General features: G+C 46.3%; 10 protein-coding genes. 4 read left to right on the top strand and 6 right to left on the bottom strand.

All coding sequences use genetic code 11. The features are described 5' to 3' along the window. Positions 1 to 19 precede the first annotated feature (19 nt). The gene (locus tag NSB28_RS09045; protein ID WP_187374319.1) at positions 20 to 1,285 is read right to left on the bottom strand and encodes an ABC transporter substrate-binding protein; all 1,266 of its coding nucleotides are present in this window, start codon (positions 1,283 to 1,285) and stop codon (positions 20 to 22) included. A 199-nt stretch (positions 1,286 to 1,484) separates the two neighbouring features. Between NSB28_RS09045 and NSB28_RS09050 the strand changes: the two genes are divergently transcribed. Next, positions 1,485 to 3,314, top strand: a complete 1,830-nt coding sequence (locus NSB28_RS09050) for a sensor histidine kinase (protein ID WP_109626590.1) — start codon at positions 1,485 to 1,487, stop codon at positions 3,312 to 3,314. Next, positions 3,304 to 4,848, top strand: coding sequence for a response regulator transcription factor (locus NSB28_RS09055; RefSeq protein ID WP_257497638.1), 1,545 nt, complete (start codon positions 3,304 to 3,306; stop codon positions 4,846 to 4,848). Before NSB28_RS09050 ends, NSB28_RS09055 begins: the two co-directional genes overlap by 11 nt. 82 nt (positions 4,849 to 4,930) lie before the next feature. Here NSB28_RS09055 and NSB28_RS09060 read toward each other — a convergent pair whose 3' ends face one another. Then, on the bottom strand, positions 4,931 to 6,376 hold the full coding sequence (locus NSB28_RS09060; protein WP_109626592.1) for an aspartate ammonia-lyase: 1,446 nt from the start codon (positions 6,374 to 6,376) through the stop codon (positions 4,931 to 4,933). A 164-nt stretch (positions 6,377 to 6,540) separates the two neighbouring features. Between NSB28_RS09060 and NSB28_RS09065 the strand changes: the two genes are divergently transcribed. Beyond that, positions 6,541 to 7,515 carry a LysR family transcriptional regulator gene (locus NSB28_RS09065; protein ID WP_330665360.1) on the top strand — a complete coding sequence of 325 codons (975 nt, stop codon included), beginning with the start codon at positions 6,541 to 6,543 and terminating at the stop codon, positions 7,513 to 7,515. Positions 7,516 to 7,532: 17 nt separating this feature from the next. On the opposite strand, the gene NSB28_RS09070 is transcribed toward NSB28_RS09065, so the two are convergent. Together NSB28_RS09070 and NSB28_RS09075 are read right to left on the bottom strand one after the other, a co-directional pair. Further along, positions 7,533 to 9,512 carry an alpha-amylase family protein gene (locus NSB28_RS09070; protein WP_109626593.1) on the bottom strand — a complete coding sequence of 660 codons (1,980 nt, stop codon included), beginning with the start codon at positions 9,510 to 9,512 and terminating at the stop codon, positions 7,533 to 7,535. A 25-nt stretch (positions 9,513 to 9,537) separates the two neighbouring features. Continuing rightward, the gene (locus tag NSB28_RS09075; protein ID WP_109626594.1) at positions 9,538 to 10,557 is read right to left on the bottom strand and encodes an alpha-L-fucosidase; all 1,020 of its coding nucleotides are present in this window, start codon (positions 10,555 to 10,557) and stop codon (positions 9,538 to 9,540) included. A 357-nt stretch (positions 10,558 to 10,914) separates the two neighbouring features. Here NSB28_RS09075 and NSB28_RS09080 point away from each other — a divergent pair, with 357 nt between their 5' ends. Next, positions 10,915 to 11,736: an AraC family transcriptional regulator gene (locus tag NSB28_RS09080; RefSeq protein WP_109626595.1), complete on the top strand. Its 822-nt coding sequence runs from the start codon at positions 10,915 to 10,917 to the stop codon at positions 11,734 to 11,736. A gap of 20 nt (positions 11,737 to 11,756) precedes the next feature. Here NSB28_RS09080 and NSB28_RS09085 read toward each other — a convergent pair whose 3' ends face one another. Continuing rightward, positions 11,757 to 13,655: an ABC transporter ATP-binding protein gene (locus tag NSB28_RS09085; protein WP_109626596.1), complete on the bottom strand. Its 1,899-nt coding sequence runs from the start codon at positions 13,653 to 13,655 to the stop codon at positions 11,757 to 11,759. Beyond that, complete coding sequence (locus tag NSB28_RS09090) at positions 13,655 to 15,406, bottom strand: ABC transporter ATP-binding protein (RefSeq protein ID WP_109626597.1); 1,752 nt, start codon at positions 15,404 to 15,406, stop codon at positions 13,655 to 13,657. The genes NSB28_RS09085 and NSB28_RS09090 overlap by 1 nt, the downstream gene beginning before the upstream one ends. Between the last annotated feature and the right edge of the window lie 98 nt (positions 15,407 to 15,504).

Below are 15,504 nucleotides of genomic sequence, written 5' to 3' on the forward strand. Positions count from 1 at the left end.
TTCCGTGATCTCCGGATGTCTATTCCCCAAAGCTAGGCTGTCTGATGTCATCAATACCCTGCAGTACATCTTCTGCACTTGAACCGCCTACGAACATTGCCTGTATCAGATTTCCAACCTGAGTGTTATCCCAGTACAGGATTCCATCTTCAGCTGCAAGTCCTGTTCCTGTCGCATTGCCCACAACATCTTCATAGACTGCGGGCACATTTCCCGGAATGTCTGTAAACGAACACGGACCCAGATCCAGGCGCGCATCATAATATGCTGTTAAATTTTCCGGTCTTGATAAGAATTCAAAGTAGTCATACACTGCGTCTGATACCTCTGTATCTTTGTTTACACAACGGCCGATACCTCCCGCAGATGTACCGAAAACCTTATTGTCATTTAAAGGTATAGGGAACATTCCCCATGAATCCTGTGTAAGCTCCGGATTAACCGCTTCCACTTCTGCCGGGAATGTAGTGTATGTCACACACATTGCATAATCCTGAGATGCCATTTTAGCTACTGCATCTTCCCAGGTATTAGACATAAAGTCATCACCAAAGTATCCCGCTTCTTCCATTTCAGCCAGCTGGTCCAAAGCCTTTGCCAGTCCTTCCTGTCCTGCAAATACCTGGCTGTTGTCATTAAGTCCTGCGTAAAATCCCGCATTATCACTTTCTATCTGCGTTGTCAGCTCACCCAGCCAGACCCCTAAATGCCACTGGGTAGCGCCAGGATCATAAATTGGCGTCTTTCCTATAGCAAGTATCTTGTCACATGCAGCTTTAAAGCTTTCATAGCTGTCTGGAACCTCCGTAATTCCTGCCTCTTCAAACATTGCTTTGTTGTAAAGTATCCCCCAGCCGTCTACACTCCATGTCTGGAACTGCATCGTTTTGCCGTCATAAGAGGTGCCTTCCTTTGCCCAGTCCACATAACGGCTCACCCACTCCTGCTCTGAGAGATCCATCATGTATTTTTCCGGCTGGTATTTATTGATCGTGGTCCCGGACCTTGTATAGAATATATCTGCTCCCTCCCCAACTGCAAGCTTTGATCCCAGGACATTCTCATACTGGTCATCCGGGCTTATCTGCCATTCAATCTTATTGCCCGACTCCTCCTCATATTTTGCAGCCAGCTCTTTATCTATGTCTTTAACCCATCCTGTGCCTGCTGCGATTGTGATTGTTTTTCCTCCTTCTGCATGTACCTCCTCACAGTTAAAAAGTACTGTAACCATGGACAATGCCATAGCCGCTGCCATGATACCGGCTGCTTTCTTATTTCTCATACCTGTTCCTCCTCCGCATTGAGTTTTATTTGATATCTTCATTATACCGATTTTTTCACAGATATCTTTAAACAAAATCGACTTTACATTGTGCATTTTTTGTGCTTAATCTGATTGCCTCCTTGTATCTTCTGTAATTATCGCCTATAATTCAAAGAAAGTACATTATGTTTATGTACGAAATTATAAAAGAGGTGTCATGATGAAGTCTCTGCATTTTAAGCTATTGTGGCGTTATGCGGCACTAATATTATCAATCATAATCATATTTATGGTTTTCTTATATTTTATCTGGGGAAATACACTAAGGGCAAATGCTACAGGAGAGCTTCTTGCAGACTGTGATAATATATGTACCCTATTGGACACAGAGCTGGACCAGCTGGACCAGCTTTCAAAACGAATCGTCAGTTCTAACCAGCTTCAGGCTTTGTTTGTAAAAGATATCTATTCCGATACTGCAGGTGCATATTACGGCAGGATGGCCTTTTCTGATACATTATTTGAAATTATAAGGCTGTCCTTTAATCATATGGAACTAAATATGTTCGATGTTTCAGGGAGATATGTACATGTGGGCATGACATCTTCATTTGAGAAGCGCACAGAAAGCCCTCTGGATGTGGTTCCCTGGGGTCAGCAGGTATTGGATGCCTACGGCAAAAAAGTCATACTGCCCGCTCATTTTCCTGAATTAAATACCACTGATGAGGCAATGATTTCTCTCTGCCGGGCCTTTTCTCCTGAAAATCCCACCAGGGAAACTGCTATCCTGGAATTACAGCTGCAGTATCCATATATCTGCCAGAGGATAGAAGATGCCATCCACAATGAAAAAGAAAAGAAAAAAATCTTTGTATATAACCAGGCGCAGGAGCTCATATATCCTTATGGAGAAACGATCCCCGAACAGACAAAGACATATATCGCAGATGTACTTACCCACCCGGAATCTTATACAGATATGCCCAGCACTGCCAGGACACTGGAAAATAAGCCTGTCCTTTTCACTCACAAGACTTCTGATTTTACAAAATGGACTGTTTTTGTAGCGGAGTCTGAAGAGGATCTGTTCTTTTCTTTCTACCAGTTCCGTACCTTGATTATAGTAGTTACCCTTGTAGTCTTACTGCTGACTTTATTTATAACAAATCAAATAGCCACCAGCGTGTCTGCCCCTCTTCAGAAACTGGAGCAATACGCGCGCACTCTGACCCTTGATAATCTGGATACATTCGAACTGCCTGAATACAAAAACAGTTTCCGTGAATTAACTTCCCTTTATTGTTCATTCGGACAGATGAAATCAAACCTTCAGAAATCGCTGAAGGATGTGGTCTCCGCCCATACCATGGCCGTGGATGCACAGATGCTGGCGCTGCAGTCCCAGATGAATCCCCATTTTCTCTATAATACTCTGGCTTCTATCAGTATCCTGGCCGAGGAGGGGGATGATGCTAAAATCAGCCAGGTATGTGACGATCTCTCTTTACTGCTGCGCTATATTTCTTCCGGTTCTGCCCGAAATGTAAAGCTGGAGCAGGAAATTGAGCATACCGTCTCGTATATTAATCTGATAAAAATAAAATATGAAGAAAGGATCCAGTTCCATCTGGATATTGATTCTTCTCTGATGTCCCTGCAGGTCCCAAAACTGATCGTACAGCCTCTTGTGGAAAATTGCGTGAAATACGGTCTGGAGGTTGACCCGCCCTGGGTGATAACTATAAGCGGATATATACAAAATTCTTTCTGGATGATCCAGGTGCAGGATACAGGTTCTGGTTTTTCCCCGGAATATCTGGATGAATTTTATCAAAAAAGTGCCGGGCTCAAAGCGGATAACCCTATTTCTGACTTAAATATAAATGGCCTGGGACTGATGAACCTCTATATCCGGCTGCATCTGCTTTATAAAGACCAGATGGTTTTCAAACTTGAGAATCCCCCTGAAGGTGGTGCGCGCGTTACCATAGGCGGGCCGCTGCCCGCGGAAACAAACAATGGAGGTACATATCATGAAGTATGACCCGGTCAAGGTTCTTGTGGTAGAAGACGAGATCCTTTTACTGAACAACATAAAGAAGAAGATTGCAGCTGCCTCTTCCGATTTTCAGGTTTCGGGAGATGCCTTTAATGGAAAAGAAGCGCTTGCACTTATTAAAAAAATCCATCCTGATGTTATCTTTACGGATATCCGCATGCCTGTTATGGATGGTCTTGAACTGGCAAAAACTGTTTATAACGATTACCCTGATATTTATGTTGTCATCATAAGCGGCTATGATGATTTTGATTATGCCCGCACAGCCCTGCAGTACAGGGTATATGATTATCTGCTAAAACCCCTTAAGCTTGATGCGCTAGCAGCACTGCTGAACTCCCTGGGGGCTGAGATCAGGAAGAAAAGGGATCATAAGCTTTATTCCCTTCTATACGGCCAGCTGAATAATAATCAGCTTCCTCCTTCAGACCTGCCCTTTATCCGGGAGATTGCAGAACGTAAATTTACTTGTTTTCTTGTCTGTTTCGGCAATCTCCATACTCATTGCCAGCAGTCAGCTTTACCGGATCAAAATCAGGCAGACAGTTTCAGCTGTCTTCCCTGGGAGGCCCTTTTTGCATCCGCCCCATTTGATATCTCTGATTTCTGGGTATTCCCCCAGCAGTTTGACAATATAAAATTAATCCTTACCGGGGACCTCAACTCCTCTCCCCAGGATGTTGGACTTTTTATCCAGAAGTCTCTTATCCAGCTGCTCTCAGGACCTAATGTGACCCTGGCCTGCGGCCAGTCCCAGGTAAGCTTTTCACACCTGCACAGTGAATGGGTATCATTGCGCAAACTGCTGTTTTCCTCATTAATCATTGGTTCCTCGTCACTGCTGCCAAAACCGGGGCCATCAGCTGTCCTCCCCCCCGCTGTATTTCCTGCTGCCTCTATCAGCTATTTTTATTCTTTAATCCATACAAGCAATACGGCCGGTTTTATGAAGGCATTAAAGCCTATGTTTCAGGAGTGGGAAGAAAACAGATATCCTCAGCAGTGGATTGAAAAGATGCTGATGCAGTTGTTTACAATTTTGCAGCAGTGCCTGTACTTTTCCGACCTTGATTATGAACAGATGCAGTCTGCAGTTTATTTTAGCCTTGAGACACAGCCCACCCTGTCCGATGGAGCTGAAAGGATCATTCAGGAATTTGTATACTGGATAAAATTGAACAAATCTGTTCCAAGTGAGATTGAAACAGCCATAGAGGAAATGGACTCCTACATCAGACTCCACTATAAAGAGTCCATTAATATAGCAGAGCTTGCTAAAAACTATCACTTTAATCATTCCTATTTAACCCGGGTCTTTAAAAAGCAGAAAGGCCAGTCTCCCCTAAAGCTGATCAATGAGCTGCGCATCCATGATGCCTGTGAATTATTGTCAGATTCCGTATTTTCAATAAAAGAGATCAGTGAGATGCTGGGATTTACCGACCAGCACTATTTCAGCCGTATATTTAAAGACTTCACAGGTCAGAATCCGAAAGAATACCGGAGTTTATTAAAATAACAGCAAAAGGCCCGGAAAAATATTCCGGACCTTTTGTCATATTCTTTCATTATATATTGTTATATGTAGTCAGCCGCTCTGCTTATTTATTGCCCTTTAAAATCAGGTCTTTTCCTGAGATTCCAGGCTCTGTCATGTTAGTTGGCTCTAAGATCTTTTCCAGGTCTTCTTCCCCGAGGAGGCCTTCCTTGAGAACCAGACTTCTGACAGACGCCCCGGACTTAATTGCCGCTTTTGCCACGGCTGCTGCTTTTTCATAGCCTACATGCGGGCAGATGGCTGTGATTGTTCCCACGCTGTTCTCTACCAGCTCACGGCAGCGGTCTTCATTTGCTGTGATTCCTGTGATACAGTTGTCTACAAAGGTCTCAACTGCATAGCCCAGTGTATCGATGGACTGGAAGAGACAGTAGAAGATGATAGGCTCGAAAGCATTCAGCTCAAGCTGTCCGGCCTCTGCAGCCATTGTAATTGTCATATCGTTTCCGATGATATTAAAGGCCACCTGGTTTACCACCTCAGGAATAACAGGATTCACCTTGCCCGGCATGATGGATGATCCGTTCTGCTTAGCAGGAAGGTTGATCTCACCGAATCCTGCCCTGGGGCCTGAGGACATAAGGCGGAGGTCATTTGATATCTTGGAGAGGGTCACTGCACATGCCTTAACAGCTCCTGACACTGCAACAAATGGATCAAGGTTCTGTGTAGAGTCAATAAGGTCATATGCCTGGATAAATCCGATTCCTGTAATCTGTGCCAGGTTTGGCACGATCCTTCTCAAATACTGCTCATCAGCGTTTAACCCTGTTCCGATGGCTGTTCCGCCCATATTTAAGGTGAGCATCTCATCCATGGCTTTGTCCATACGGTTAATATCCCTCTGGATGGCTACTGAGTAAGCCTTGAATTCCTGTCCCAGACGGATGGGAACTGCATCCTGCATCTGTGTACGTCCCATTTTGATGATATGGTCAAACTCCTGGGCTTTATCACAAAGAGCTGTGTAGAGGCGGCGCAGCTGCTTCTGGGCATGCTCGATCAGCTTCCAGGAGGTCATCTTGCCTGCTGTGGGGATCACGTCATTTGTGGACTGTCCGCAGTTTACATGGTCATTCGGGTTAACAATAGAATAATCACCTTTTTTGCCGCCCAGGATCTCGATGGCGCGGTTTGCGATAACCTCATTGGCGTTCATGTTCAGGGATGTACCGGCTCCGCCCTGGATAGGGTCTACGATAAAGTATTCATGCAGCTTGCCTGCAAGTATCTCATCACACGCCTTTACAATAGCGTCTGCAATCTTCTTATCCAGAATGCCTACCTCACAGTTTGTAATGGCCGCAGCTTTTTTGATGTGTGCAAGACTGTTAATGATCTCCGGATGCATGGAAAGACCTGTGATCCTGAAATTTTCAGCTGCCCTCAAAGACTGTACACCGTAGTATACATCTTCCGGAACTCTCTTTTTCCCGATTGAATCATTCTCTGTACGGTATTCCATTCCATCCTTCAATAACTTTTCCATTATACCTTATCTCCTCTTTTACTTTTGTTTTCCGGACCCCCGGTTCCTTATTGACATGTTTTATGTTGACATCATTATATAAGAGTCTTACAATATAAGCAAATACAAAAAATTCTATATATTATATAACCTGTATGTTATACCTTATCGTGCGGAGCACGAACATGAAAGCGAGGGCAAATATGAGCAATATGTTTTCTTCCATGAAGTACGTCTATGAAGTCTATAATGAAAAAAGCTTCTCCAAAGCAGCCAAAAACCTCTACATTTCACAGCCGGCTTTAAGCGCCACGGTGAAGCGTGTGGAGGAGGAGATCGGCTCCCCTTTATTTGACAGGAGCTGCAACCCCATCCGGCTGACAGACTGCGGTGAAAAGTACATAAAGGCCGTAGAACAGATCCTGAATATAGAGAATGACTTTGAGCGCTATGTATCGGATCTGAACCAGCTGGAGACTGGCTCTCTTTCCCTGGGCGGCAGCAATCTCTTCTCCTCTTATGTGCTCCCTCCCCTGATCACTGAATTTACAAGACGCTACCCCAGGATCCATGTCAGCCTTCTTGAGGAGAGCACAGGCCAGCTGGAGCAGCAGCTCCTTTTGGGAGGTCTGGACCTTATCATAGACAATTATACCTTTGACGATTCCATCTTTGCAGGACACCTCTATAACAGGGAATACATGATCCTGGCTGTCCCAAAATGCCTGGAAATCAACCAGTCCCTAAAAAAATACCAGATAAGCGCAGAATGTGTACAATCCGGCGCCTATCTGGAAAATAAGTTTTCGCCCGTCCCCCTGGACAGCTTCAGGGATGAGCCTTTTATATTTTTAAAATCTGAAAATGATACTGGAGAACGCGGTATGGCCCTCTGTGCCAAGCACGGTTTCCGCCCCAAAGTGATCCTTTATCTGGACCAGCTCATGACTGCCTACAATGTCACCTGCTCAGGCATGGGTATCTCTTTTATAAGTGATACCCTTATCCGGTGCGTTCTGCCCCACCCGGATGTGATCTACTACAAGCTGGATGACCCTGAGATCATGCGCCAGGTCTGCTTTTACCGCAAACGCAGCAGATATGTCACCAGGGCCATGCAGGAATTTATCAATCTGATAGATGAATCTCAGGCTTTCTGACCGCCATGAACAGCGTTTTAAGCCTGCTCTGTCTCAAGTACGACCATCTGGTGGCACTGTACATATGGCACACAGAATTCCACTGTTCCATTGTCTCTAGTAAACGGAATCTCTTCCCCTGACACTGCTGTCACCACACGTGTGATTTTCTCAGGAACATGGATCTTTACAGGAACATTGTACAGAGGCGGCATATCCTCTATAACTTCCACTGCTCCCCTTGTTATGGGAGATGCGTACAGAAGGCTTAAGCAGTAGCGCCCTTCTTCTGCCTGGTATCTCATGGCTGCACGGCCTGCGCTCGGCATCTTCACTTCAAATGCCTGTGCTCCGTAAAGCCTTCTGAGTGCGTTTATAAAGTACCTGCGGTGGTATACAGAGCCATATCCCTTATAGATCTCGCCCATCTTGTGAGCCAGATACATGATGTTACCGTTCTGCACAGCTGCCGCGTGGTCATAATCAGCAGGATTGTACGGTGTGTTCTTGTGGCTGCAGTATTTCCCATATGTACGTCCGAAGTAAGGCAGCATCACATTTGCCAGTACGTCCCCTTCTTCCACCTCTACCTTTACCGCAGGGCTGTATGCCAGGAACGGGGATCTTACCGTGCCTTCTCCCAGTTCGTCACCGATGAGGAGGTAATCCTTTTCATATCCGTAGTTTCCTTCATAGCGGATCCCTGCATCGATCTGGAATTTTCCGTCCTTTACAAGGCTCTCCCCTGTAAATAAAAGTTTTCCACCAGCCTTTAAAAATTCCTGGAGTTTTTCCACAGCCCCATCTGATAATTCCACATAATCCGGGAGTATCACCGTATCAAATTCCTCAAAGTGGTCCTGATATACAATATCAAAATCAATCTGGCTCTCCAGGAGCATCTTTGCCGTGCCCTCATTGCTTGTATCATTCTTTGACAGATAGATGCCAAGCTTAGCTGTAGGTCTGCCGTGGAGGCTGTACTCCTCTATCTTCTGGGCATAGTTGTAGGCATATCCTATATTGCGGTATGTCTCCATATCCATCTTTCCGCTTGGATGCATCTGGTCACCGATAGAGCATCTGGCCCCGTAGGTCATCATGGATGCAACCTCGAACTTTAATGCCTCTCCCGGCTTAAATCCTCCGAATTCACCCCAGTCGGTATGGAATTTACCTGTCATGCCCAGGTAGCTCTTTCCTGTGCGCTCAAAGAATTTTGCCCTGAACGGCATCTTGTCATATCCGCCCCAGGATGTGGGAAGGTCTTCCATCTCAAAATGAGTGGAACCGTCATGATATTCCGGCATATTAGGCTCAGCTCCGCCGCTGTTAAAGAAAATAGAAGCTTCCGGATGCTTTTTGTGAAGGATCTCCCCGCACTTTCTCATAAAGTCCTGATGCTTTATTACATAATATTTCTTTGCGTCCTCTTCATTGGAAGGATCAAGCCCCATTTCTTTCATGCCCGCAACACACTCGTCACAGTAGCATGCCTCTCTGATAAAGCAGATATCATAGAAAAGTCCGTCCACATGCTCATACCTGTCGCAGACCTCCTGTGTGATATCATAGATATGGCGGGCATAGCTGCCGTCGTTGAGGCAGAGATCTATCCAGGAGCATGCCGGCTTGGGATCATCAGGCCCGCATGAAAAATCATAATTTGACGCAGATATGCTGCCGTCCTTCTTTCTGCCACACCATTCAGGATGGTTCTCGGCATCCATGGCAGACCAGCCTGCCGTTATGTAGATCGGCGCCTTCACACCTATCTCATGAGCCGCATCCACCATCTCGCCCAGCAGGTCAAATTTCAGCCCCGGATGCATAGTCCCTACTTTTGTAGGATAGTAGCACTGGCCATGGTGGCATTTTGCAAATACTGTGATGCTTGAGAGATTTCCTTCCTTTAATGCTGCCTGGAAATTCTCCCTGCTGAACTCTTCCCCGATGCCGTCAATGGCCGGAGATGTGTGAAAATCAAGATGTACCTGTCTTGGACTTAACTGTACCATGTTTCTACCTCTCTTCTCTTATTAGTTAGAATGTCTCAGCTACCTTTTTAAGGATCTCTCTGGATGCCAGTGGGATGCGCCCCAGGCCGTCCGGACCTACATTTAACAGATAATTGATCCCCATTCCGTTTAATTTCTTCTTGTTGGCTGCGATCTGCTCTGCACTCTTCCAGTTCTGGTCCCATGCGCAGTATCCCCAGCTGTTATTTATAGTGGCTGCTGTCTCATACAGTCCGTAGGGGGATGGCTTGAATCCTTCGATCCCGTTCATTGCTTCCGGATCCAGTTCTACGTTTTCAGGCATAGAATCCGGAATCTCATTGTCCCCTAAAGACACATAGTCATATACGCCGTTCCCCAGCCTTGAATTGATCAGGCATTCCGGCTGGTATTTCTTGATAGCTTCATAGAGCTTACGGCTCTGAGCTTCCTCCAGGGTCATTGGCATGTCGAACCAGATAAGGCAGAGGTCCCCATAATTCCTCAGCAGTTCTTCCACCTGGGGATAGATCTTGTTGTTAAAGCAGATATTAAAATCCTTCTTATCGTCATTGGGGAAATCCCAGTTGTTGCACCATGCTGTCCCCTGGCAGGGTATATGGCCTGATTTGTAGCCGCCGCCATGCTCTTCATGCCAGTCCAGGTCCTGTGAATAATAGAGACCCATTTTCAGGCCGTGCTTATAGCAGGCTTCACCGATCTCTCCCACAAAATCCCTTCCAAATGGAGTTGCATCCACAATATTGTATTTATCCACCTTGGTGCGGAACATGGCAAACCCGTCATGGTGCTTTGTAGTAACCACGAAATATTTCATTCCGCAGTCCTTTGCAAATTTCACCCATTCATCCGCATTGAAAAATACAGGGTTGAAAGCATTTGCCAATTTGGCATATTCCGCATTTGGGATATCGCAGTGTGCCTGGATCCATTCGCTATAGCAGCCGCTCCTCTTATCCTTCCACTCTCCTGCCAGGAGCGAATACAGCCCCCAGTGCACCATCATCCCATACTGCGCCTCTTTAAACCATTTCCTTAAATCCATTTCATCCTCCTTATCTGAGCATCCTCCCGTCCGCAGACGGAATAAATTTTCATTTTTCATACTTTCATTATAATAAAAAAAGGGGCTTTTGCAATGTACAAAACTAGCAGTTATTTTCTGATTCCTAGCCCATGGCCCCGCACTTATTCCCTTTACTTTTCCCTAAAAACCTTTATAATGGAAACTGACAATAAATATTAAAAAAAGAGGTAACTATTCAGCAGGTCTGTGCATTTACTGCACAGACCGTAAAAAAATGATTCAAGGGTGCAAAAATCCCATCGCCGGAGGCGATTTAAAATGGATTTTTGCATGTAACTGTGAAGGTACTGAACAGTTACAAAATGAGGAAAACTAATGGTCCTATCTGAATATATATCAAACCTGAAAATTAAAGTTTACGGCGGAAATTATACTGCCTGCCCCCCGTCATGGGCAGGCTCCAATGTCTCCCTTGCACTGCATAAGCTCTATTTCCCCTTAGAGGGATCTGCCCAGATAACTGCCGGGGGCAGGACCTACCATCTGAAAGCCCGCCAGGCCATGCTGATCCCCAAGGGCCTCACCCACTCTTTTGCCATGACAGAGGAGCAGCATCTTGTAAAATACTGGCTGCATTTTACAGCTTTGTCGGACGGAAATGACTTGTTTGAACATTTCCATGATATCACAGTCTGGGATTTTAATGATGAGAAGGATTTCTCAGAGATTTGCGGTTTTTTCAGGACATTATTCTTATATGAAGATGCTGTTTCTGAAAATGAAGCTTCCATCGGGAATGCGCTTGCCCACCAGGCTGCCCTGTTTTCAATTATCGGTATCCTGTTCGAGCGTTCCGGCCACAATCACATGCAGGAGCTCTCCATGCATTCTACTAAACCGGCTTCCATCGTGGAATATATAGAAAATCATTTAAATGAACCAATAAAGGTGGAAGAGCTGGCGCGCCTTCTCTACATGCACCCCACGGCGTTCATCCGTTATTTTAAACATCATTTCGGAATGCCGCCCTTAAAGTACATTAAGTGTCTCCGTCTTGAGAGGTCCAAGCACTATCTGGAGACCACCAGCCTTCCCATAAGTGAGATTGCCGAACTCACCGGCTTCGGCGACTCCTCACATTTAAGCAGGGACTTCCGTTCCACCTACGGAATATCACCGGGGCAGGCCAGAAAGTAATATACTTTCCGGCCTGTCTCTCAGGCTGATATGGCATTTCCTGTGTAGAGCTGGTAGTACCTTCCTTTTTCTTCTATGAGCTGGTCGTGGGTGCCTCTTTCAATGATATGCCCCTGCTCCAGGACCATGATACAGTCAGAATTGCGGACCGTAGACAGTCTGTGGGCAATGACGAATGTGGTCCTGCCCTTCATCAGCTTATCCATTCCATCCTGGACGATCCGCTCTGTCCTTGTATCAATGGAACTGGTGGCCTCATCCAGTATAAGCACAGGAGGATCTGCGATGGCTGCCCTTGCGATAGCCAGCAGCTGTCTCTGGCCCTGGCTGAGATTTGCACCGTCCCCTTTCAGTACTGTGTCGTACCCCTGAGGCAGCCTCTGTATGAAACTGTCTGCATTTGCCAGCCTGGCCGCAGCCTCCACCTCCTCATCAGTGGCGTCCAGCTTCCCGAATCTGATGTTCTCCGCTACAGTCCCTGTGAAAAGGTGGGTATCCTGAAGCACGATCCCTAAAGACCGGCGCAGATCATTCTTCCTGATCTTTTCTATATTAATGCCGTCATATCTGATCTTGCCTTCCTGGATATCATAGAATCTGTTTATCAGGTTTGTTATCGTTGTCTTTCCTGCGCCTGTAGATCCTACAAAGGCAATCTTCTGTCCCGGTTTTGCAAACAGATCTACATCGTGGAGCACTATTTTCTCATCACTGTACCCGAAATTCACATCTTCAAACTCCACATCGCCCTTTAATTCTACATATTCCACAGAATTATCTGCCTGATGCACATGTTTCCAGGCCCACTGTCCTGTCCTCTTTTCTGATTCCCGGATCGCTCCGTCCTCATTAGTCACATTCACAAGGGTGACATATCCGTCATCCTCCTCCGGCTTTTCATCCAGCATCCTGAACACCCGCTCAGCGCCGGCCAGGGCCATGACAATAGCATTTAACTGCTGGCTGACCTGGTTGATAGGCCCGTTGAAGCTTTTGTTGAAGGTCAGAAAGCTGGCAAGCCCGCCCAGGGTAAAACCGCCAAAACCGCTCAGGGCCAGGATCCCTCCCACTATGGCACAGACTACATAGCTGATATTGCCCAGCTGTGTATTCACAGGCCCCAGCATATTTGCAAATGAGTTGGCTCTGTCAGAGCTCTCGAAGAGCCTGTCATTGAGCTCTTTGAATTTTTCCAGCGTCTCCTCCTCATGACAGAATACCTTTACTACCTTCTGGCCGTCCATCATCTCCTCAATATATCCGTTGACAGCCCCCAGGTTTGTCTGCTGGCTCACGAAGTATTTACCGCTCTGTCCCGCCAGCTTTTTGGTGGAAAAAAGCATGATACCCACCATGGCCAGAGTCACAAAGGTCAGGGGGATATTCAGTATAAGCATACTGACAAATACACTGACCACAGTGATGACGCTGTTTACGATCTGAGGAATACTCTGGCTGATCATCTGCCGCAGTGTATCAATATCATTTGTATAAACAGACATGATATTTCCGTGGGCATTTGTATCAAAGTATTTGATGGGAAGCATCTCCATATGGGCAAACAGGTCATCCCTCAGGCTGCGCAGAGTGCCCTGGGTCACGTATACCATGATCCTGTTATATGCAAAAGTAGCAGCCACGCCTGCAAGGTAAAATACCGCCACCTTCCCGATCGCCAGCGCCAGAGGGCCAAAGTCCGGCTGGCCAGACGTCAGCATCGGCGTGATGTATTCATCGATCAGCCTTTTCATAAACATGGTACCCTGTACATTAGCCAGGACACTGACAAAGATCAGTATAAGCACAAATATCCACTGCACCATGTAGCTTTTCATCACATATTTCATAAGACGCTTCAGTAACCCCATGGGATTGTTAACCTTTGGTTTCGGTCCCATAACTCTTCCCGGTCCCGGCATTATTCTTCACCTGCCTTCTCATCAAAATCTCCGCCGCCCTTTGTCTGTGATTCATATACCTCTCTGTAGATCGCATTGGTCTCCAGGAGATTCTGCGGAGTATCAAAACCATCTATCCTTCCGTCTTCCATCACGATCACTCTGTCGGCATTTTCTACGCTCGATATCCTCTGGGCAATGATCAGCTTTGTGGTATCGGGTATTTCTTCTTTAAACGCCCGGCGGATTTTCGAATCCGTCGCTGTATCCACAGCGCTGGTGCTGTCATCCAGTATAAGTATCTTAGGCTTTTTCAGCAGCGCCCTGGCAATACACAGCCTCTGCTTCTGCCCTCCTGACACATTGCTTCCGCCCTGGGTGATATGTGTCTCATAGCCCTCCGGCATCTTCTCTATGAATTCATCGGCGCAGGCCATGCGGCAGGCCTCCATGCACTCTTCCTTTGTGGCCTCCTTATTTCCCCAGCGGAGGTTCTCCAGGATGGTGCCTGAAAACAGTACATTTTTCTGAAGTACCACAGAGACTTCATTTCTGAGTGTCTCCATATCGTATTCCTTTACGTCTTTCCCGCCCACAAGCAGCTGTCCTGAAGTGACATCATACAAGCGGCTGATCAGGTTCACCAGGCTCGTCTTCGCGCTTCCTGTCCCCCCGATGATCCCTATGGTCTCACCCGGCCTGATGGACAGGGTAATATCCTGAAGGACAGGTTTCTCACTTTCCTTATTATATGCAAAGTCCACATGCCTGAATTCTATGCTTCCGTCCTTCACCTCATAAAGAGGAGCCTCAGGATTTTTCAGGTCACTTTTTTCATTAAGCACCTCCGTGATACGGCGCGCGCTGGCAATACTCATGGTTATCATTACAAAGACCATGGAGAGCATCATAAGGCTCATGAGGATATTCATACAATAAGCCAGAAGACTCATCAGCTCCCCGGTAGTAAGAGTCGTGCCCACGATCATCTTTGCTCCCAGCCAGCATATCAGAAGGATACAGCCATATACGGTAAACTGCATCAGAGGCGCGTTATAAGTCAGGTTGCGCTCAGCCTTCACAAAAATCTTGTAAATATTGCCGCTGGCCCTGTGGAATTTAGATATCTCATGCTCTTCTCTCACATATGCTTTTACCACACGGATGGCCGATACATTTTCCTGTACAGAAGCGTTCATATCATCGTATTTGGGGAACGCCTGCTGAAAATACTTGGTGGCATTATTCATGATAAAAAACAGGCACGTCCCCAGCAAGATGACTGCCGCCAGATAGATGCTGGCCAGCTTTACATTTATCGTAAAGGCCATGACCATGGCACAGATCAGGCTGGCGGGAGCCCTCATGCACATTCTGAGTATCATCTGGTATGCGTTCTGCATATTTGTCACGTCAGTTGTAAGCCTGGTTACAAGCCCAGCCGTACTGAATTTATCAATATTGGCGAATGAGAAGGTCTGTATATTCTCAAACATGGCTTCCCTCAGATTCCTTGCAAACCCCGTGGACGCCCTTGCGCCGAATTTTCCGCCCATAACCCCGGCAAAGAGCCCTACTGCTGCCGCAGCTACCATCCATCCCCCCACCGCATAGATATGGCTAATGTCTCCTTTTTCCACACCGTCATCAATAATAGAAGCCATCAAAAGCGGAATCACCGTCTCCATGATCACCTCCAGTATCATGAACACCGGAGTCAGGACAGACGCTTTTTTGAATTCCTTCACTTGTGCACCTAAAGTCTTTAACATGCCGATTCTCCTCTGTTTATTATTTCATAGTAACTTTACCATTTTGAGCCAAAAATGTCTATCCGTTCACGGAATTTTCACTTTTTTAATGTAAAGGT

Source organism: Murimonas intestini (assembly GCF_024622195.1).
GTDB classification, from domain to species: Bacteria; Bacillota; Clostridia; order Lachnospirales; family Lachnospiraceae; genus Murimonas; species Murimonas intestini.

Coding starts and splice junctions, on each gene's coding strand:
- NSB28_RS09045 (WP_187374319.1), bottom strand. CDS start 1,285: ATGAGAAATAAGAAAGCAGCCGGTATCATGGCAGCGGCTATGGCATTG.
- NSB28_RS09050 (WP_109626590.1), top strand. CDS start 1,485: ATGATGAAGTCTCTGCATTTTAAGCTATTGTGGCGTTATGCGGCACTA.
- NSB28_RS09055 (WP_257497638.1), top strand. CDS start 3,304: ATGAAGTATGACCCGGTCAAGGTTCTTGTGGTAGAAGACGAGATCCTT.
- NSB28_RS09060 (WP_109626592.1), bottom strand. CDS start 6,376: ATGGAAAAGTTATTGAAGGATGGAATGGAATACCGTACAGAGAATGAT.
- NSB28_RS09065 (WP_330665360.1), top strand. CDS start 6,541: ATGAAAGCGAGGGCAAATATGAGCAATATGTTTTCTTCCATGAAGTAC.
- NSB28_RS09070 (WP_109626593.1), bottom strand. CDS start 9,512: ATGGTACAGTTAAGTCCAAGACAGGTACATCTTGATTTTCACACATCT.
- NSB28_RS09075 (WP_109626594.1), bottom strand. CDS start 10,557: ATGGATTTAAGGAAATGGTTTAAAGAGGCGCAGTATGGGATGATGGTG.
- NSB28_RS09080 (WP_109626595.1), top strand. CDS start 10,915: ATGGTCCTATCTGAATATATATCAAACCTGAAAATTAAAGTTTACGGC.
- NSB28_RS09085 (WP_109626596.1), bottom strand. CDS start 13,655: ATGCCGGGACCGGGAAGAGTTATGGGACCGAAACCAAAGGTTAACAAT.
- NSB28_RS09090 (WP_109626597.1), bottom strand. CDS start 15,406: ATGTTAAAGACTTTAGGTGCACAAGTGAAGGAATTCAAAAAAGCGTCT.